General features: G+C 74.9%; 17 protein-coding genes. 10 read left to right on the forward strand and 7 right to left on the reverse strand.

All coding sequences use genetic code 11. The annotated features are described in order from the left end of the window. Positions 1-64 precede the first annotated feature (64 nt). The 3 genes from ACF09K_RS18240 to ACF09K_RS18250 all read right to left on the reverse strand — a co-directional run bounded on the left by ACF09K_RS18240 (position 65) and on the right by ACF09K_RS18250 (position 3,709). Positions 65-2,410: a glycoside hydrolase family 65 protein gene (locus tag ACF09K_RS18240; RefSeq protein WP_392244701.1), complete on the reverse strand. Its 2,346-nt coding sequence runs from the start codon at positions 2,408-2,410 to the stop codon at positions 65-67. Next, positions 2,407-3,165, reverse strand: a complete 759-nt coding sequence (locus tag ACF09K_RS18245; RefSeq protein WP_392244703.1) for an HAD family hydrolase — start codon at positions 3,163-3,165, stop codon at positions 2,407-2,409. Before ACF09K_RS18245 ends, ACF09K_RS18240 begins: the two co-directional genes overlap by 4 nt. Before the next feature lie 148 nt (positions 3,166-3,313). Next, entirely contained in the window at positions 3,314-3,709 is a 396-nt protein-coding gene (locus ACF09K_RS18250) for a nuclear transport factor 2 family protein (RefSeq protein ID WP_392244705.1), read from the reverse strand. 91 nt (positions 3,710-3,800) lie between these two features. Between ACF09K_RS18250 and ACF09K_RS18255 the strand changes: the two genes are divergently transcribed. Then, complete coding sequence (locus tag ACF09K_RS18255) at positions 3,801-4,481, forward strand: nucleoside/nucleotide kinase family protein (protein ID WP_392244707.1); 681 nt, start codon at positions 3,801-3,803, stop codon at positions 4,479-4,481. 145 nt (positions 4,482-4,626) lie between these two features. Then, complete coding sequence (locus ACF09K_RS18260) at positions 4,627-5,262, forward strand: DUF6461 domain-containing protein (protein ID WP_392244708.1); 636 nt, start codon at positions 4,627-4,629, stop codon at positions 5,260-5,262. Positions 5,263-5,274: 12 nt separating this feature from the next. On the opposite strand, the gene ACF09K_RS18265 is transcribed toward ACF09K_RS18260, so the two are convergent. Then, entirely contained in the window at positions 5,275-5,448 is a 174-nt protein-coding gene (locus tag ACF09K_RS18265; protein ID WP_392244710.1) for a hypothetical protein, read from the reverse strand. A 242-nt stretch (positions 5,449-5,690) separates the two neighbouring features. On the opposite strand from ACF09K_RS18265, the gene ACF09K_RS18270 reads away from it, so the two are divergent. From ACF09K_RS18270 to ACF09K_RS18280, 3 genes are all read left to right on the forward strand, one after another. Next, entirely contained in the window at positions 5,691-6,611 is a 921-nt protein-coding gene (locus ACF09K_RS18270; RefSeq protein WP_392244712.1) for a MurR/RpiR family transcriptional regulator, read from the forward strand. A 319-nt stretch (positions 6,612-6,930) separates the two neighbouring features. Beyond that, positions 6,931-7,305 carry a hypothetical protein gene (locus ACF09K_RS18275; RefSeq protein ID WP_392244714.1) on the forward strand — a complete coding sequence of 125 codons (375 nt, stop codon included), beginning with the start codon at positions 6,931-6,933 and terminating at the stop codon, positions 7,303-7,305. Positions 7,306-7,405: 100 nt separating this feature from the next. Beyond that, positions 7,406-9,799: a SpoIIE family protein phosphatase gene (locus tag ACF09K_RS18280; protein WP_392244716.1), complete on the forward strand. Its 2,394-nt coding sequence runs from the start codon at positions 7,406-7,408 to the stop codon at positions 9,797-9,799. Positions 9,800-9,805: 6 nt separating this feature from the next. On the opposite strand, the gene ACF09K_RS18285 is transcribed toward ACF09K_RS18280, so the two are convergent. Both ACF09K_RS18285 and ACF09K_RS18290 read right to left on the reverse strand, forming a co-directional pair. Further along, complete coding sequence (locus tag ACF09K_RS18285) at positions 9,806-10,501, reverse strand: peptidoglycan-binding protein (protein WP_392244718.1); 696 nt, start codon at positions 10,499-10,501, stop codon at positions 9,806-9,808. 79 nt (positions 10,502-10,580) lie between these two features. Further along, positions 10,581-11,408, reverse strand: coding sequence for a hypothetical protein (locus tag ACF09K_RS18290; protein WP_392244720.1), 828 nt, complete (start codon positions 11,406-11,408; stop codon positions 10,581-10,583). 287 nt (positions 11,409-11,695) lie between these two features. On the opposite strand from ACF09K_RS18290, the gene ACF09K_RS18295 reads away from it, so the two are divergent. The 4 genes from ACF09K_RS18295 to ACF09K_RS18310 all read left to right on the forward strand — a co-directional run bounded on the left by ACF09K_RS18295 (position 11,696) and on the right by ACF09K_RS18310 (position 17,022). Next, positions 11,696-12,544 (forward strand): bifunctional methylenetetrahydrofolate dehydrogenase/methenyltetrahydrofolate cyclohydrolase, encoded by an 849-nt coding sequence (locus ACF09K_RS18295; RefSeq protein WP_392244722.1) that lies wholly within the window; start codon positions 11,696-11,698, stop codon positions 12,542-12,544. 84 nt (positions 12,545-12,628) lie between these two features. Next, a complete protein-coding gene (locus tag ACF09K_RS18300) occupies positions 12,629-13,411 on the forward strand; it encodes a TetR family transcriptional regulator (protein WP_392244723.1) in 783 nt (260 codons plus the stop codon). A gap of 165 nt (positions 13,412-13,576) precedes the next feature. After that, positions 13,577-13,993 carry a Zn-ribbon domain-containing OB-fold protein gene (locus ACF09K_RS18305; protein WP_392244725.1) on the forward strand — a complete coding sequence of 139 codons (417 nt, stop codon included), beginning with the start codon at positions 13,577-13,579 and terminating at the stop codon, positions 13,991-13,993. A gap of 251 nt (positions 13,994-14,244) precedes the next feature. Further along, on the forward strand, positions 14,245-17,022 hold the full coding sequence (locus ACF09K_RS18310) for a hypothetical protein (protein ID WP_392244726.1): 2,778 nt from the start codon (positions 14,245-14,247) through the stop codon (positions 17,020-17,022). 108 nt (positions 17,023-17,130) lie between these two features. On the opposite strand, the gene ACF09K_RS18315 is transcribed toward ACF09K_RS18310, so the two are convergent. Beyond that, positions 17,131-17,517, reverse strand: coding sequence for a PPOX class F420-dependent oxidoreductase (locus ACF09K_RS18315; protein WP_392244727.1), 387 nt, complete (start codon positions 17,515-17,517; stop codon positions 17,131-17,133). A gap of 501 nt (positions 17,518-18,018) precedes the next feature. Here ACF09K_RS18315 and ACF09K_RS18320 point away from each other — a divergent pair. After that, positions 18,019-18,849: an SAM-dependent methyltransferase gene (locus ACF09K_RS18320; RefSeq protein WP_392244728.1), complete on the forward strand. Its 831-nt coding sequence runs from the start codon at positions 18,019-18,021 to the stop codon at positions 18,847-18,849.

Raw genomic sequence — 18,849 nt, forward strand, 5'->3', positions numbered from 1 at the left:
GGAGCACGCGCCTGACGCCGCGGGGCCCGTCCGCCGGCGGACGGCGGAAAAGTGACGGCAGGGCCTAGCGGAGGTGCGGGCGGCGGTGCCGCGGCTGTTCGGGGGCCGGTCGCGCGGGGGCGGGCGGGACGGGCCGCACCGCGGGTCCGTCGCCGTTGAGGTGGACCCGCGTGCCGTGGTGGGCGATCGTCAGCGGCGGCCCGGACAGCAGGGTGTACGTGGCCTTCTCGGGGCCGATCTCCACGTGCAGGCGGCGGCCGAGGAACTCCAGGGAGAAGGCCAGGCGGCTGAACGCCTCCGGCAGCCGGGGCGAGAAGTACAGGGTCCGGTCGCCGTCCCGGCGCAGTCCGCCGAACCCGGCGACCAGCGCCATCCAGGTGCCGGCCAGGGAGGCGATGTGCAGCCCGTCGCTGGTGTTGTGCTCCAGGTCGGCCAGGTCCATCAGGGCCGCCTCGGCCGTGTAGGCGTAGGCCAGGTCCAGGTGGCCCGCCTGGGCGGCGATGACGGCCTGGCAGCAGGCCGAGAGGGAGGAGTCGCGGACGGTGAGCGGCTCGTAGTAGGCGAAGTTGCGGGCGATCTGCTCCTCGTCGAAGAACTCGCCGCAGGTGTACATCGCCAGCACCAGGTCGGCCTGCTTGACGACCTGTTTGCGGTAGAGGTCGAAGTAGGGGAAGTGCAGCAGCAGGGGGTACTGGTCGGGGCGCGTGCCGTCGAAGTCCCAGTGCTGGTAGCGGGTGAAGCCGGCGTGCTGCTCGTGGACGCCGAGTTCGTCGTTGTAGGGGATGTGCACGGCCTCGGCGGCGGCCCGCCAGGCCGCGGACTCCTCCTCGTCGACGCCGAGCCGGGCCGCCTCCTGCGGGTGGCGTGCGACGGCTTCGGCGGCGGCCAGGAGGTTCGCCCGCGCCATGAGGTTGGTGTACGTGTTGTCGTCGGCGACCGCGCTGTACTCGTCGGGGCCGGTGACGCCGTCGATGTGGAAGACGCCGTGTGCGTCGTGGTGGCCGAGGGAGCGCCACAGGCGGGCGGTCTCCACCAGCAGCTCGACGCCGGTGTCCCGCTCGAACGCGGTGTCCCCGGTGGCCGCGACGTACCGGACGACGGCGTCGGCGATGTCGGCGTTGACGTGGAAGGCGGCGGTGCCGGCCGGCCAGTACGCCGACCCCTCGGAACCCTCAATGGTGCGCCAGGGGAACGCGGCGCCGCCCAGTCCGAGCTGGGCGGCCCGCTCGCGGGCGGCGTCCAGGGTGGACTGCCGCCAGCGCAGGGCCTCGGCGACGGCGTCGGGCGCGGTGTAGGTGAGGACGGGCAGGACGAAGGTCTCGGTGTCCCAGAAGGCGTGGCCGTCGTAGCCGGAGCCGGTGAGTCCCTTGGCGGGGATGGCGCGCCGCTCGGCGCGGGCGCCGGCCTGCAGGACGTGGAAGAGGGCGAAGCGGACGGCCTGCTGGATCTCCTCGTCGCCGTCGACCTCCACGTCCGCGCGGGCCCAGAAGTCGTCGAGGTAGTCCCGCTGTTCGTCGAGGAGGCCCTGCCAGCCGCTGTGTGCGGCCGCCGCGAGCGCCGCCTCGACCTGGTCGCTCATCGCGGGCCGGGAGCGGGCGCCGGACCAGCCGTGCGCGACCAGTTTCTCCACCCGGAGCGTCTCGCCGGGCTCCAGTACGGAGGTGACGGTGAGGCGGGAGACGTCCACGTTGCTCTCGCTGCCGGTGGTGGTGTGCCCGGGGCCGGTGATGGTGTGGTCGGCGGCGACGGCCACCCGCAGTCCGCTGCGCCGGGTGCGGTGCACCAGTCGCAGGCGGCGGCCGACGGCCACGTCCTCCTCCGGTTCCAGCGGCGACTTCAGCGCCCGCGCGGCCCGCGGGTCGGCGGCGGGCTCGGGCAGGCTCTCGTTGGCGACGAGTTCGGACTGTATGACGACGCGGCAGCGGCTGTCGACGGCCTCCACCTCGTAGGCGACGGCGGCGACGGCGCGCTGGCTGAGGGAGACCAGCCGGGTGGAGCGCACCCGGACCGTCGAGCCGGCCGGCGAGGTCCATTCGCAGGTGCGTTCCAGGACGCCCCGGCGCAGGTCGAGGACGCGTTCGTGGGAGACGAGCCGGCCGTAGCGCAGGTCGAACGGCTCGTCGTCGACCAGCAGCCGCAGGATCTTGCCGTTGGTGACGTTGATGACGGTCTGGCCGGACTCCGGATAGCCGTACCCCGCCTCGGCGTAGGGCAGCGGGTGCAGTTCGTGCACGCCGTTGAGGTAGGTGCCGGGCAGGCCGTGGGGTTCGCCCTCGTCGAGGTTGCCGCGCCAGCCGACGTGCCCGTTGGACAGGGCGAACACCGACTCGCTGCGGGCGAGGGCGTCGAGGTCGAGGCGCGTCTCGCGCACCCGCCAGGGCTCGACGGCGTAGGGCCGGTCGGCGATCACTCGTGTTCCCCCAGTTCCCCCGGTGCGGCCAGGTCGGCCAGGTCCTTCACGACGACGTCCGCGCCGTGGGCGTACAGGGCGTCGCGCTGTCCCACCCGGTCAACGCCCACGACGTAACCGAAGTGCCCGGCGCGGCCCGCGTCCATGCCGGCCAGCGCGTCCTCGAAGACGGCGGCCCGGTCGGGCGCGACGCCGAGTTCGCGGGTGGCGGCGAGGAAGGTGTCGGGGTGCGGCTTGCCCGGCAGGCCCCGTTCGGCGGCGACCACGCCGTCGACGCGCACCTCGAAGAGGTCCTCGGCGCCGATCGAGCGCAGTACGTCACGGGTGTTGGCGCTGGAGGAGACGACCGCCGTGCGCAGGCCCCGCGCGCGGGCGGCCCGCAGGTAGGCGAGGGTGCTCGCGTAGGCCTCGACGCCGTCGGCGCGGATCCTCGCCAGGAGCAGTTCGTTCTTGCGGTTGCCGAGCCCGTGGACCGTCGCCGCGTCCGGCGGGTCGTCCGGGGAGCCCTCGGGCAGGTGGATGCCGCGGGAGGCGAGGAAGGTGCGGACGCCGTCCGCGCGCGGGCGGCCGTCGACGAACTCGTCGTAGTCGTGGGAGTCGAAGGGCCGGTGGCCGGCGCCGTCGCGTTCGCGCAGGAACGCGTCGAACATCTCCTTCCAGGCCGCCGCGTGCACGACGGCCGTCCGTGTGACGACCCCGTCGAGGTCGAAGAGGCAGGCCTGGATCGTGTCCGGAAGACCGAGCGTCGTCGTCATACGGGTCCCGTTCCCCCTCCGCGGGCTCCCCACCGGGTGGCGCACGCCACATGGTGTCACGCGCGGTCGCACGCGCGGTCGGTCGTAGGGTCACGCGCGGTCGGTCGCGCGGTCAGTCGTGCGGGAACACGCGCGGTCGGTCGCGCGGTCAGTCGTGCGGGAACGAGTGGTGCTCGTGGGCGATCTCCCAGCGGCCGCGCCGCTTGCGCAGACCGAACGTCAGCCGCAGCCGCAGGGTGGGCCGTTCGGCCAGTTCCCCGGGGGTGCCGCAGCGCAGCAGGGCGTACGCGAAGGCGACCTCCGGGCCGGCGGTGACGTCGAGGACGTCGATCTCGAACAGCGCGCCGTCGGCCTGCCAGGCGAAGAACGGCGGCCACAGCGCCCGGTAGGCGGCGAGTCCGCGGATGCCGTCGTCGGGCGGGGTCACGTGGTACAGCCGGAGGTCCTCGGCGTGGCCGGCGAGCACGCCCTCCAGGTCGCCGCGGTGGACCGCGTCGGCCCAGCGCGTGATCAGCGCGCGGATCCGCCTCTCGTCCTCCGACATGTCCCGTCCCGCTCCTTGCCTCCAGGACCACCGGCCCCTCCGACTCCTCCGGCCCCTCCGGTTCCCCTTCCGGGCTGCGAAACTCTGTTGTGTGCTCACCTATGACGACCTGCTGCCCCGCGCCCGTTCCCTCACCCGGCCGGGACGGCGCGCGATCCTCGGCATCGCCGGCGCCCCCGGCTCGGGCAAGACGACGCTCGCGGAGCGCCTGGTGCGGGACCTGAACGGCGCCGGGGAGCCCTGGGCGGCGCACGTGCCGATGGACGGCTTCCACCTCGCCGACGCCGAACTGGACCGGCTGGGCCGCCGCGACCGCAAGGGGGCGCCCGACACGTTCGACGCGGCCGGGTACGCGGCCCTGCTGCGCCGGCTGCGGGAGGAGGCGGACGGCGACGAGGTCGTGTACGCGCCCGGCTTCGAGCGGGTTCTGGAGCAGCCGGTCGCGGGTGCCGTCCCGGTGCCGCCGGGCGCCCGCCTCGTGGTGACGGAGGGCAACTACCTGCTGCTGGGCACGGGTGCGTGGGCGCGCGTGCGCGCCGAGCTGGACGAGGTGTGGTTCTGCGAGGCCGACGAGGAGGAACGCGTGCGCCGACTGGTCGCCCGCCACGAGGAGTTCGGCAAGTCGCACGGGGAGGCGGCCGCCTGGGTCCGGGGCCCGGACCAGGACAACGCCGACCTGGTGGCGGCCACGCGCGACCGCGCGGATCTGGTCGTGCGGGGGGTGCCGGGTGGCGTGGGGCCGGGCCGGACCGGAGCGCGGTCCGTCGACTGAGCGCCGGCCCTGCCGCGGCGGGCGGCCTCCCCACGGCACGGCGGGGCGGGGTCCGCCGGGCCCGCCCGTCGGGCGACGCCACTCGTCCCCGGCGCCCTCGAGTTCGGCGGTCCCGCTGTCGGTGCCTCCGCCTAGGGTCCCCACCATGAGCGACGGAATCGTGTGGTTGGTCGACCGTGAGCACTGGATGTCCAGCGTCGTGTTCGCCCGGGGGATCACCCCCGAGGAGCTGGCCGTGCGCATGGGTGGCGCCCCGGACGGCGCGACCGGGCCGTTCACGGACCTGGAGGTGGAGCACCTCGGGGTGTGCTGGTACCGGCCCGGTGATCACGGGGATGGGGTGGTGCGGGTCGGTGAGTGCGGCGGCTGGTCCCTCGCCGTGGAGTACGGCGACTCGACCGGTGGTGACCTGCTCGCGGAAATATCGCGGGACGGCGTCGAGGTCGTGCGGTACGTGCCCATGCAGGAACATCCGCCCGCCTCGGTGGACTACGCCCACGACGGAGTCTTCCTGTGCGGCTTCGGACTGCGCGAGGAGGTGTGGCGCTGGGGGCGGGAACCCGATCTGCTCCTGCCCGACCTCGTCGCGGCCGGAATCCTCTCCTCCGACGGGAGGACGTGCCTCCCGTCGGAGGACGAGGACTACCGGACCGGTTACCGTCGCGGTCTGGGCGTCGTGGAGCGGCGGTTCGGGCTGTCGCTCCCCCGGGAGTACCTCGAAGACGCGCGGCTGCCGGCCTACGCGGTGCGCGGGACCCCACGGATGACGCTCGACGTCTGACCGTGCGCGCGGTCAGTGTGCGCGCACGGCCGGTTCCGGTTCCCCGTGGGCATCGTCGCCGCCGAGGACGGCCGTGAAGGCGGCGGTGCGGACGACGAGGTCCGTCCCGTCCCGGGTGACGGACCAGGACTCCGACCGCCTGCGGACCGTACCGGTGTACAGGGCGGAGGGTCTGTCCGTGCGCATCGAGCGGCGCTGACGCCCTGACGGGCGGGAGCGGTCCGGCGGCGGGCGGGCGCAGACACCCGCACCCGCCCAGCGCCGGGCCGCACGGCCCTGGGGGACTGCTCCCGCCCGTACGCCGTCGCCCACCGTCCCGCCGGACCTCTCCCGCCCTCTCCCGGGCCCCGGCCCCCTCTCCCGCGCACCCGGCCGGGCACGGTCCGTGGGCTATGTTGAGCCTCGTGGGAGAACACGGAGGAGAACCGGTGCCATCGCCCCAGCAGGCACGCGCACAGGCGACCACGATCACCTCGGGCAGGACCGGTCCGGAGGCGGAGGTGTCCTCGACCTCCCGGCTCAGGACGCTGTTCGACGGGCCCCATCTGTCCCCGGGGCAGCGGCGCATCGCCCAGTACCTGATCGAGCACCTCACCGAGGCGGCGTTCCTGTCGATCACCGACCTGGCCGAGCGGGTCGGGGTCAGCCAGCCCTCGGTGACCCGGTTCGCGGCGGCCGTCGGCTTCAGCGGCTACCCGGCGCTGCGGGAGAGGCTCCAGTCGATCGCGCTCGGCACGCTCTCGGGCGGTCCGGCGGCGGAGGAGAACCGGAGCAACGAACTCCAGGCGGCGGTCGACGCGGAGCTGGAGAACCTGGAGAACCTGCGCCGCGACTTCGCCGACCCGGACCGGGTCATCGACGTGGGCCGGCAGTTGTCGGCCTCCACCCCGCTGACCGTCCTGGGCCTGCGCATCTCGGTCTCGCTGGCGGAGTACTTCGCCTACGCCGCCCGCCGCATCCACCCGGACGTACGGCTGGTGACCCGGGGCGGCAGCGTCGCCTACGACGCCCTGCTGCAGTCCCGGGAGGCGGGCGGGACGTGGGTGCTGGCGTTCTCGATGCCCCGGCACGCGCAGGAGACGCTGACCGCGATGCGCGTCGCGCGCAGCGCCGGGCTCAGGGTCGCGCTCGTCACCGACCTGGCGCTGGGGCCGATGGCCGACGAGGCCGACGTCACGTTCGCCACCGGGACCGGCTCCCGCCTGGTGTTCGACTCCTACGCCGCCCCCGGCGTGATGGCCGCGGCGCTGCTCCAGGCCATGACGGACGCCGGCCCGGAACGGACCCAGGCGCGGCTGGAGGAGTACGAGCAGATCGCCGAGCAGCACCAGTTCTTCCTGCGGGAATGACCCGGCGCCGACCGCCGGCTCCCCCACCCCCTCCCCCCGGAATCGCCGACGGATCATCGCGAACGCATCACACATGAATGTTTTCATACGTCTTGCAAAGAAGACGGCATATATAAATACTGCTCACGGCCGCACCCGCCCGCCAAGGGCACCAGAACGAGCACCCGAAGCCGCCGTCACCCACCCGCGTCGGCGCCGAGGAGGCTCGGGGGCCTCGCCGGAACGAGCGCCCGCGGCGGCCCCGGTCATCCCCTGGGCCGGGGCCGCCCAGAACCGTCGGACCACCCGTCACGACGACAGACACCCGGAAGCGATCACCATGCCTCTGACGACGACGCGCATCAGCCCGGACTGGCCGTGCCAGGTCAAGACCCCCGGCAGCTACGACTGGGAGCGCTCCGCTGCCAAGTGGCTGCGCGAACTGGTCCCCGCGCGCTACGCGAGCTACCCCGCGCTGCTGCGCCACCCGGTGCTGCTCGCGCGCCACGCGCGGATCCAGGTCGAGCACGAGATCCGGGTGGCCCGCACCGCGCTCCAGACCGCCCGCGCCGACCTGCCGCGCCTCGGCCTGCCCGAGTCCGTCATCGAACACACGATCAAGTTGTACGCCGCCGAGGTGATGCAGCTCCAGCACATCGCCCGCAGTGTGCGCGCGGTCTCCGAGGCGCTCGTGGAGAGCGGCCCCGGACGCTGAACCGCCTCCTCCGCTTCGTCCGCCCGGCCCGCGTCACCGCTGGCGGGAGCGGTTCCGGAAGGCCGTGCCCGGACTCCGGCCGGTATGCGATCCTCGAAACGTGACGAGCGAAGCCGCCCGGCCCTCCGAGGCCGGCCCCCTCCCCGACCTGGCCGCCCTGGCCAAGGTCGTCGCGCGCCAACGCGCCGAGCTCGACCGGCTTCAGGAGAAGACCGCGACCTCGGTGGTGCTGGAGCGCGCCCGGGGCGCTCTCATGGCCCGTACCGGCTGCTCCCTGGCCGCCGCCCACGAGGAGCTCCAGCGGCGGGCCGAGGAGGCCCGGCGGACCCTGCTCGAGGAGTGCTGGATCACCCTCGGGGACCTGGCCCCGTCCGGCCGCACGGCCGTGCGGCCGCCCCGCGCCGACGACGTCACCGACCGCCCGCCGTCGCCCGCGCCGCCCGGCGCGGAACCCGACGGCGAGGCCCTGGCCCGTTTCGCCCGGGCCCTGGTCCGGGTCGGCGGACCGCAGGACCTCGCCCGCTGCCTGCTCGACCACCTCCCGCCGGACACCGGGGCCGAGGCCGTGATGATCTTCACGCGGCTGCCGGCCGGCGGGCTCGAACTCGTCGGACACGCGGGCGTGGACGACGTGCTCGTCGAGCAGTGGCGCCGGGTGCCGCCGCTGAGCGGGATAGCCGCGCTGGACGCCCTCGACTCCGGTGAGGCGCGCTGGCTGGAGAACACGTCGGCGGACCGGTGGCGCTACCAGCTGATCGGGGAACCCGCCGAACGGTGGCCGACCCGCGCCTGGCTGCCCGTGACGAACGGGGGCCGGTCCGCCGACGTCGCCATCGGCGTGCTCCGGCGCCGCACCGAGCCGTTCACCCCCGCCGTCCGCCGGCACCTGCTCGCCGCCGCCCGGCTGTGCGCGGGCCCGCTGCGGATGTTCGGCATCCGGCAGGACCCCGCGATCGACGCGGAGGCGGAGGCGGTGCGGACGGTGTTCGACCGGCTCCCGGGCGCCTCGGTCCTGCTCACCCCGCTGCGCTCCCCGTCCGGGGACGTCGAGGACTTCCGCGTCGACGCCGCCACCGCGGACACCTCCGACGCCGTCGGCCGCCGGGGCCGGGAACTGCTCGGGATGCGCTTCCTGGAGTGCTGGCCGGGGACGGCCGGGGAACCGCTGTGGCAGGGCTGCCTGGACACCCTGACGTCCGGACAGCCGTACGAGAGCGAGCCGTTCGCCCGGCAGCACGTCGTGGCCGGGGGCGGCGAGCTGTCCACCTACTCGGCGCGGGTGGCGCGGCTGGGCGACGGGCTGGTCCTCAACTGGATCCGGCACGACCCCTCGGACCGGCAGGAGCAGCGGCTCGCGGACGTGCAGCGGCTCGGCAACCTCGGCTGGGCCAGCTGGCACCTGGTCACCGACGAGGTGAACTGGTCCTCCCAGGTCTTCGCCGTCCTCGGCCGCGACCCCGCGCGGGGCGCCGTGCCGCTGGCCCAGCTGCCGAGCCTGGCGCTGCCCGCGGACATGCCCGCGGTGGCGCGCGCCGTCACGGACCTGGTGCTGGAGGGCCGGCGGTGCGACGTGCCGTTCCGGTCCCCCGCCCACGACGGGACCCGGCACCTGCGACTCGTCGCCGAGACCGTGCCGGACGACCGGGGCACCCCGGTCGAGGTCCACGGCTTCGTCCAGGACATCACCGCGCAACGCAGCGCCGAACTCGCCCTCGTCGCCAGCGAGCGGGCCATCCTCACCCAGCAGGGCGTGCTGCAGGCCGAACGCACGATGGCGGCCCGGCTCCAGGACGCGCTGCTCCCGCTGCCGAAAGAGCCCGTGCACCTCTCGGGACTGCGGGTCGACATCGCCTACCTGCCCGCCCAGTCGGGCCTCAACGTCGGCGGCGACTGGTTCAGCGCCATCCAACTTCCCGACGGCGACGCCCTGTTCGTGGTGGGCGACGTGGCCGGGCACGGCGTCGACGCGGTCGCCGCGATGGCCCTGCTGCGCTTCACCGCCAAGGGCATGGTCATCACCGGCTCGTCGCTGACCGGCGCGCTCGCCCGGCTCAACGCCCTGCTGCTGCACTCCCGCGACCCGCAGGGCACGGCGACCATGGTCCTGGCCCGCTACGACCCCCGCGAACGGCGGCTGGTCTGGGCGCAGGCGGGCCATCCGCCGCCCCTGCTGGTGCGGGACGGCGAGGCCCGCTACCTCGACCGGCCCTTCGGGATGCTGCTGGGCGCGGCCGACACCGCGCGCTACCAGGAGTCCGAGTGCCTCCTCGAACCCGGCGACCGCCTGGTGCTGTACACCGACGGCCTGGTCGAACGGCCCTCGGAGTGCATCGACGACGGCCTGGAGCGGCTGGCCCGCGCCGCCGTGCTGCCGGGCGCGGCCGGCTCGGTCCCGCTGGGCCGGCTGCTCGGGGCGCTGCTGGAGCCGGAGCAGCGGGACGACGTGTGCGTCCTGGACATCCGGGTGCCCGGCGAGGACGAACGTCCCGCGTAGCGCCCGTCAGCCGGTGCGCGACTCCAGGTCGCGGCGGGTGTCGTCGCCGTAGACGCCGCTCTCGTCGCCGCGGATGCCGTACCAGAGCTGGAAGCGGGCCACGGCCTCGGTGAGGACGGTGTCGTAGCGGCCGTCGGTGGCGCCGTCGTCGTAGACGTCCGGGATGCGGCGCAGGCGCTGCTGGAGGTCGGCGACCTCCGGGCCGGTGGCGCCCTCGCGCAGGGTGCCGGGGCCGTCGGGGTCGGCCGGGGGCGCGGCGGTGACGGCGGTGGTGGCGGGTGCGGTGGCGGCCGGGAGGGTCCGGGCGGCGGTGTCCCGGCCGCCGTCCGGCAGCAGGAGGGCGCAGCCGAACCCGACGAGCGCCGCCGCGAGCACGGCGGCCGCGGCGGCGACGCCCCGGCGCGGTCCGGGACCGCGGGCGGCGGACGGCCTCGCGGCCGGCACCGGCGGGAGTTCCTGGGTCCGCTCCTCGGACGGCAGGGTGACGCTGTCGTAGACCCCGGTGTCCTCGGGGTCCCTGGTGTCCCTGGTGTCCCCGCTGCCCCGGGTGTGCCTGGTGTGCCCGGGGGCGGGGGTGCCCTTGGCCTCGTCCAGTTCGCGGAACAGCTCCGCGAGGGCGTCGGTGTTGCGCGGTCTGAGGACCCGGACGGGTTCCAGGACCGGACGTTCGTGCGGCCTTCCGGGCTCGTCCGCTGTCGGCACGCTGCTCTCCCTCCGTACCGGCTTCCGCACCGGTCTCCCGCGTTCCCGGGGAGGGATACGGACGCGGGGGCGGCGGGGTTCAGCCGGCGAGGAAGCCGTGCAGGGAACGGGTCACCGCGGTGACGAAGGCGTCCCGTGTCCCGTCGTCCAGAACGTCCAGGGAGAGGTACGGGTTGAGGTCCTCCAGCTCGACCAGCAGCAGCTCGCCGTCCGGGGCGCGGCAGGCGTCGACACGCTGGATGCCGTGCGGAAGGCCGTTCCAGTCGACGAAGCGGCGGGCGAACTCCAGGTCCCGCGCGGTGGCGTCGTACGGCTCCAGCCGCCAGCGCCGGTCGGGGTGCGGGGCGTACAGGGCGTACTGGAAGTCGTCGTCGACGAAGTAGAAGGAGATCTCGTGGGCGAAGTCGACGCACGGCTGGATCAGGGTGGCGCCGTCGGCGAGGGCCGGCAGGGCGTCGGGGGCGACGATCCGCAGGCCTATGGAGTCGGCGCCCAGCTTGGGTTTGACCACGTAGCGGTCGGACGCGGGCAGCAGGTGCAGGTCCTCGGGGCGGTCGACGGTGGGGATCACCGGGAAACCCGCGGCGCTCAGGTCGAGGAGGTACTGCTTGCCCGCCATGTCGGCGCGGCCCGTGAGCGGGTTGTAGACGCGGGTGCCGGCGCCCAGCGCCCGCTCGCGGAAGGCGTCGTACTCCTCGCGGTAGCCGAGCACGGGGCCGCTGTTGCGGACGACGACGGCGTCGAAGGCGTCCATCAGCGCGGCCGCCTCCAGCGGGTGGCACAGGGCGAGGTCGAAGTGGGCGCGCAGCCGGGAGGTGAGGAAGACGTCCTCGTCGCCGTAGCGGCGCCCGCGGGCCTCGTAGGCGAGGTCGGTGACGTAGAGGAGACGGCGGCGGACGGCGGACATGCGGGACTCCTCGACGGTGCGGGCGGTGCGGGCGGTGCGGGCGGTGCGGGCGGTGCGGGCAGTGCGGGCGGTGCGGGCAGCGTACGTCGGGGGTGCCGGGAGGTTCCGTCCGGGGCCCGGCGGCGGGCGTCCTCGCCGGGGCGGTCCGGTACGGGCGGGACGTACGATGACGGGGTCGGGTATCGGACCGTGCGACCGGTCCGGGACAGCGTCGTCTCCCCGTCGTCCCCCTTGTACGTCTTGTACGTCTGTACGTCTTCGGTACTCCTGAAGGGCCCGCGACTTTCGTGACCACCGCAACACTCCTGGACGGCAAGGCCGCCGCGGCCGACATCAAGAACGAACTCGCCCTGCGCGTGCAGGCGTTGAAGGAAGGCGGCATCACCCCGGGACTCGGCACGATCCTCGTGGGCGACGATCCGGGCAGCCGCTCCTACGTCGGCGGCAAGCACCGCGACTGCGCCCAGGTCGGCATCGCGTCGATCCGCGTCGAGCTGCCCGCCACCGCCTCGCAGGCCGACGTGGAGGCGGCGGTGCTGCGGCTGAACGCCGACCCGGCGTGCACCGGGTTCATCGTGCAGCTCCCGCTGCCCGCGCACATCGACACGCACGCCGTGCTGGAACTGATCGACCCGGTGAAGGACGCCGACGGCCTGCACCCGGCCAACCTGGGCCGGCTGGTGCTCGGCATACCGGCGCCGCTGCCCTGCACCCCGCGCGGGATCATCGACCTGCTGCGCCGCAACCACGTGGCCATCACCGGCCAGCAGTTCTGCGTCATCGGCTGCGGCGTGACGGTGGGCCGCCCGCTGGGCCTGATGCTGACCCGCAGCTCCGAGCACGCCACCGTGACCCTGTGCCACGAGGCCACCCAGGACGTCGCCGCGCACGCGCGGGTGGCGGACGTGGTCGTCGCGGCGGCCGGTGTCGCGCACATGGTGACGCCGGACTGGATCAAGCCGGGCGCGACCGTGCTGTCCGTCGGTCTCACCCGCACCGTCGAGGGCATCCTCGGTGACGTCCACCCGGACGTGAGCGGTGTCGCGGGGTCGTTCGCGCCGCCGGTCGGCGGGGTCGGTCCGATGACGCGGGCGATGCTGCTGACCAACGTGGTCGAGGCGGCCGAACGGTTCTGACGGCGCCGCTCCGGCGACTGCACTCGGTTCCCCCCGGAGGGAACTGAGTGCCATCGTCCTCGGCCGGGTGTTACGTTCCCTGCCATGAGCTCCAGTGACAGCGCCGAGGCGGCCGGCGCCAAGCCGCCCATGCGGGACGCCCTGGTCGCGGCGGCCTTCCGGCTCTTCCCGGAGCGGGGCTACGAACAGACCACCGTCGACGACATCGTGGCCCTCGCGGGGGTGGGACGACGGTCGTTCTTCCGCTACTTCCCCTCCAAGGAGGACGTGGTCTTCCCCGACCACGAGCGCTGCCTGGCCGACATGACCGCCTTCCTCGCCGCGGGCGACGAGGGGGACGAGCCGGTGCGCCGGGTGTGCGACGCCGCCCGGCTCGTGCTGCGGATGTACGCCGAGAACCCCTCCTTCTCCGTGCAGCGCTACCGGCTCACCAAACAGGTGCCGGGACTGCGCGCGTACGAGCTGTCGGTGGTGTGGCGCTACGAACGCGCCCTCGCCGAGTACCTCCGGGGCCGCTTCGCCGGCCGGCCCGGCGGACACCTGCGGGCCGACGTGATCGCGGCCGCCGTGGTCGCCGCCCACAACAACGCGCTGCGCTCCTGGCTGCGTTCGGACGGCACGGGCGACGCGAGCGCGACGGTGGACCGCGCCCTCGGCTACGTGCAGTCCGCGTTCGGCACCCCGGCCGGGGCCGCGGACGGGCCCGCGGACGCGGCCCCGGCGCCCGGGCGGCCGGACCGCCCCGGGCACCCCGGAGGCGGCGGGGACCCCGGGCACCCGGAGGACGTGGTGGTCGTCGTGTCGCGGCGCGGAGCGCCCCTGTGGCGGGTGGTGCAGGAGATCGAGACGACCCTCGGACGCGGGTAGGGCGGCGGCGGGGCCCCGTCAGATTGGGGGTACGCAGTGCCTTTACGGGTGGCACTGAGTGCCATACCCTGTGGGCGTGCACGGTGGCACGGCGAACCGCGCACGCCCGTGCCCGGGTGAGCCGCGCACGGCGCATTCCGGCCGAAGTGCAGGGAGTTGACCAGCGTGTACCACCACTCAGGAAGCGCCGTTCAGCAGGCGGCGGGCACCTCGGCGAGCCTTCTCGACCGCAAGGCCGCCACGGACACGGACGCGATCCTCTTCCAGCGCTGCACCTGGTGCGGCACCGCCATGTACCACCGGCTGCTGTGTCCGGTGTGCCAGGGCAGCGACCTGCGCACGGAGCGCAGCGAGGGCACGGGTACGGTCCGCCACGCGACGGTGGTGCACCGCAACACCCCGTCCGCGCGCAACGTCTCCCTGGTCGAGATGAGCGAGGGCTTCGTGGTGCGCGGCCGGGTGACGGGCCCGCTCATCGGCATCCACAGCGGCGACCGGGTCCGGCTGTCCACCGCCAAGGACCCGGTGCGGGGCGAGCCGGTCTTCCAGCTGCTCGACGAGCCGTACCGGGCCTGGCACTGACACCTCTCCTCCCCCCACCTTCCCTCCGCGCCCTCTTCCGCACCCCCTTCCCCACGGTCCCGGACGGCCGGTCAGGAAGCGGTCGCGGTCCGGGCGGTCACGGATGACCGAATTCTTGTCCCGCGCGGGCAGAATCCGGCACACGACGGTCGGCACAGGCAACCCACGGGTCCCCTTTCCCTTCCTCCGGGACGTGAGGGGCTCCGGATACGGACGGGGCTCCCGCGCTCCGAACGTTGAGGAGTGGACCCTTGATCCGTGCCCGGCGAATAGGTGTCACCGCCGTGGCCGCGCTCGCGGCCCTGGCGGGAACACCGGGACTGGCACAAGCACAGCAACCGTCCGGAACGACGACGACGTCGGCCGCCTCCCCCGGCAGCGGTCTGCCGCCCGGCTGGCGGATCGGCGGCGGGAAGGCCGCGCGCGAGCTGGTGTGGCGCGCGCCCGCCCCCGTGCCGATGGGCGACGCCCGCGTGGAGTTCCGCGCCGGCGACCGGCTGCTCGGCGCCCCGGAGCGGGCGGACGACGGCCGCACGTTCCGGCTTCCCCTGGACGCGGCCGGCGACGCGCCCCTGACGGACCTCCAGGTCCTGTCGGGCGGACGCCGGCTGGACGTGCCGGCCGGCGGGGCCGCGCGGAGGCACCGCGACGCGCTGTCCGCCGCGAGGCCCCCGGCGGCGCTCCCGGCGAACCCCGTGGACCCCGGCAGGCCGGGCCCGTACCGCACGCTCACCGGCGAGTACGGCCTCGACCCGGTGAAGCTGCCCGGCTTCGCCGCGCCGGTCGAGATGCGGGCCGTGGTGGTGGCGCCCCGGGGCGCCACCGGCGAACGGCCCCTCGCCCTCTTCCTGCACGGCCGCCACGGCACCTGCTACAAGCCGGGCACCGACGACGTGACCGGCGACTGGCCCTGCCCGGCCGGCACGAAGGCGATCCCGAGCCACCGGGGGTACCTGCAGGACCAGCGACTGCTCGCCTCCCAGGGCTACGTGACGGTGTCGATCTCCGCCAACGGCGTCAACGGCCAGGACTGGGAGGCCGAGGACGGCGGCGCACAGGCCCGGTCCTCGCTGGTGCGGCAGCACCTGGCGAAGTGGGCCGGCTGGGCCGCCCGCCCCGGCACCGCCCCAGCGGCCGTACGGGGCGCGCCCGCGGCCGACCTCTCGCGCGTCCTGCTCGTCGGGCACTCCCGCGGCGGCGAGGGCGTCAACCGGGCGGCGATGGACAGCCTGTACCCGCCGCCGGCCGCCCAGGACGGCTACCGCGGTCCGGTCCGCTGGAAGATCCGCGGCACCGTCCTCGTCGGACCGACGGTCTTCGGCCACAATCCGGTCGCCGACGTGCCCTCCACGACGATCCTGCCGGGCTGCGACGGCGACGTCTCCGACCTCCAGGGCGAGGTGTACGTCGACGGCACGCGCGGCGTCAGCCGGGGCACCGCCCTGCACAGCGCCGTGTACGTGGTCGGCGCGAACCACAACTTCTTCAACACCGAGTGGACGCCCGGCCGGTCCGAGGCGCCCTCCTCCGACGACTTCTGGGAGGACCCGGAGCAGCCCGACCCGGTGTGCTCCGCGGGCGCCCCCACCCGGCTGACCGCCGACCAGCAGCACCGGGCCGGCGCCACCTACGTCGCCGCCGCGGCCCGGCTGTTCGTCGCCGGCGACGACCGGGTGCGCCCGCTGCTCGACGGCTCGGGGCGGCGCGCCCCGTCCGCGGACCCGGCCCGGGTGCTGACCCACGCCGTCGGCGCCCGCCGCACGGCCGGGTTCCTGCCCGACGGCGGGGTGCGCGTCACCGGCGGCAGGCTGTGCGCGGCGGTCGACCCCGACCCCGCCGAGGCCTGCCTGCCCGAGGGCACCAAGGGCTCCTCGCCCCACTTCGCCTGGTGGCAGAGCGACGAGGAGGCCGGCCGTAGCGCGGTGGCACTGGACTGGACGGCGCCGGGCGCGGTGACGCGCGTCCGGCCGGCCGCGCCGCTCTCCCTCACCGGCGCCGGGAGCCTGGCGCTGCGCGTGTTCGTGCCGCCGAACACCACCGGCACCGAACTGGACGTGGCGATCACCGACTCCGCGGGCCGTCGGGCCCGGCTCGGCCGCGTCACGGTCGACGGGCTGCCCGGCAGCGAGCGCACCGCCTCCTACTGGGCGCGCGAAGTGCGCGTCCCGCTGACCGCGGCCACCCGCGCCGGACTCGCCCTCGGGCGCGTCACGTCGCTGGAGCTGACGCCGCGTTCGGCGTCCGGGAAGGCCTGGCTGATGGACGCCTGGGGCTGGGCGCCCGGTACCCCGGTGGTGCGGCCGGCGGCTCTGCCGCGCGTCGACATCGGCCGCCTCACCGTCGAGGAGGGCGACTCCGGGACCCGGACCTACCACGTCCCGGTGCGGGTCTCCGGGCACGGCAGCGGAACGGTCCGCTTCTCCGTCGTGGACCCCGGCACCGGGCGGTCCGTGGACCGGCTGGTCACGGTGCGGCCCGGAGCCACCCCGCTCGACGTGCCGGTCGAGGTGAGGGGCGACACCCGCTTCGGCTACGACGAGCAGCACGACCTCCTCGCCAAGGCCGTGCGCGGCGCCGTCGTCGGCTCCTACCGGGGCGGTGTCACCGCGCGGAACGACGACCCCGCGCCCGAGGTGACCCTGACCCCGGTCACGGACCGGGTGACCGAGGGCGGAACGCTGACCTGGCGGATCACCCTGTCCGAGGCGGCCGAGGTGGAGTTCTGGCAGCCGGTGCGGGTGCTCGCGGTCACCGGGGGCGCCGAGTTGTCCACCAAGGACGTCGACCCGCGGTGGCTGACGGACCAGACCGGTGAACTGCCCGACCCCGAACGCCCGCTGTCGCAGGCGGATCTGTGGATCTGGGCGCACGTCCCGGCCGGGACCACCACCGCCGACCTCACCGTGGTGACGGTGGCGGACGAGGTGGCCGAGCCGGCCGAGTCGCTGCGCCTGGCGCTCACCGACGACGAGGGCGAGCCGCTGCCCGGCAGCCCCGTCCGCACCGGAACGGTGACGGACGCGCCGTAGCCCGCACGGCCGCGGGCGGACATCGTGGCCCGCACGGCCGCGGGCGGACGCCGCGGCCGCGGGCGGGAGGGGGCGGGAGGGGGCGGGGGCCGGGCGGTCCCCGCCCCCTCACCCGTCCAGGGTCACGCGGATCCCGACCGTGCCGTCCGGGCCCCGCCGGAGCCTGCTGCCGAGCAGCGTGAGGCGGCCGACGACGCCGTACTTGCGGGCGAGCAGGGTGCGGTAGCGGGCGGTGGTCGGCGCGTCGCAGATCTCGGCGCGGGCCGGGACCTGCTCCCCGGTGGGGTTGCCGCGCACGTCGCAGGGACCGACCATGACGTCGCCGCGGGCCCTGATCCGCTTCACCTTCCAGGAGTCGGCGACCGTCCAGGCGCCGAGGGCGTCCCCGTCGCGCACCACCCACACCGGGGTGGCGACCCCGGTGCCGTTCTTCCGGTAGCTGGTGATCAGCAGGTACTTCCCCGCTCCGAGCCGGTCGAGCGCCTTGTCGTCCATGCCCGCAGTGTAGGCACGCGCACCGGGACCGGCGCAGTCGGCCGCCGCCCCGCGGCCCCGCCCCGGTGAGGATGCCGGGCGAGGCCGCGGGGTTCGGCCGTACACGCCCGGCGCCGCCGGCGCCTCGGTGCGGCCGCCGCCCGCCGGCCGGCCCGTGTCGCCCGGGGTCGTCGCGGCACCGGCCGCCCGCACGACGGGCCCGGCGGGCGGGACGTCCGTCCCGGCGCCCCCCGGCGGCAGGACGTCGCCGGGGCGGGTGCGCCGCTTCGTGCGCGTACGGCGCCGGAGGCGGTCGGGGGTGCGGGCGCGCGGCGGATCCGGTTCACCGGACGCCGCGCGCGGGATCCCGGCCTTGGGCCCACGCCGGGGGCCGGACCGGCGGCCGGTCGCGGCGACGCAAAGCGACGGACCGGACACGGAGATCAACTCCCGCGACTAGATTGCTCCTCGATCCGGAAGAACCGAAGAACCGTAAACACCACGCATCCCAGGAGCAGTTCCGTGACCGAGAACCCGCCGGCCGTGGACGAGGCGGCACAGTCGCTGCGCGACCGCATCAACACCGACCAGCCCCACACCGCCCGCATCTGGAACTACTGGCTGGGCGGCAAGGACAACTACGAGGTCGACCGCGCGGCCGGCGACCAGATCCGCCGGCTGCACCCGGGCATCGGCGAGTACGCCCGCGCCGACCGCCTCTTCCTGGGCCGCGCCGTGCGCCATCTGGTCCACGAGGCCGGGATCCGCCAGTTCCTCGACATCGGCACCGGCCTGCCCACCGCGGACAACACCCACGAGGTGGCGCAGACCGCCGCCCCGGACGCGCGGATCGTCTACGTCGACAACGACCCGCTGGTCCTGGCGCACGCCCGCGCCCTGCTCACCAGCACCCCCGAGGGCCGTACCGACTATCTCGACGAGGACCTGCGCAACGTCGACGCGATCCTCGAACACGCCGCGGGGACACTGGACTTCGGCGAGCCCGTGGGGCTGATACTGCTGGGCGTCGTCATCTTCGTCGGCGACGAGGAGGACCCGTACGCCCTGGTGCGCCGGCTGGTCGACCGGCTGCCGGCGGGCAGCCACCTGGTGCTCTCGCACACCGTCACCAGCCCGTCGATGCCGGACGTCGACGAGGCCGTCAGGTTCTGGAACGAGCACGGCACGCCGAAGCTGACCCAGCGCACGCCCGAGGACGTGGCCCGTTTCTTCGAGGGCCTGGAGCTGCTGGAGCCGGGCGTGGTGTCCTGCTCGCGCTGGCGGCCGGAGGAGAGCGGCGGGGCGGAGCCGGCGGAGGTCGCCATGTTCGGCGGGGTGGCCCGCAAGCCGTGA

The organism is Streptomyces sp. NPDC014882 (assembly GCF_043081325.1).
Lineage (GTDB): Bacteria > Actinomycetota > Actinomycetes > Streptomycetales > Streptomycetaceae > Streptomyces.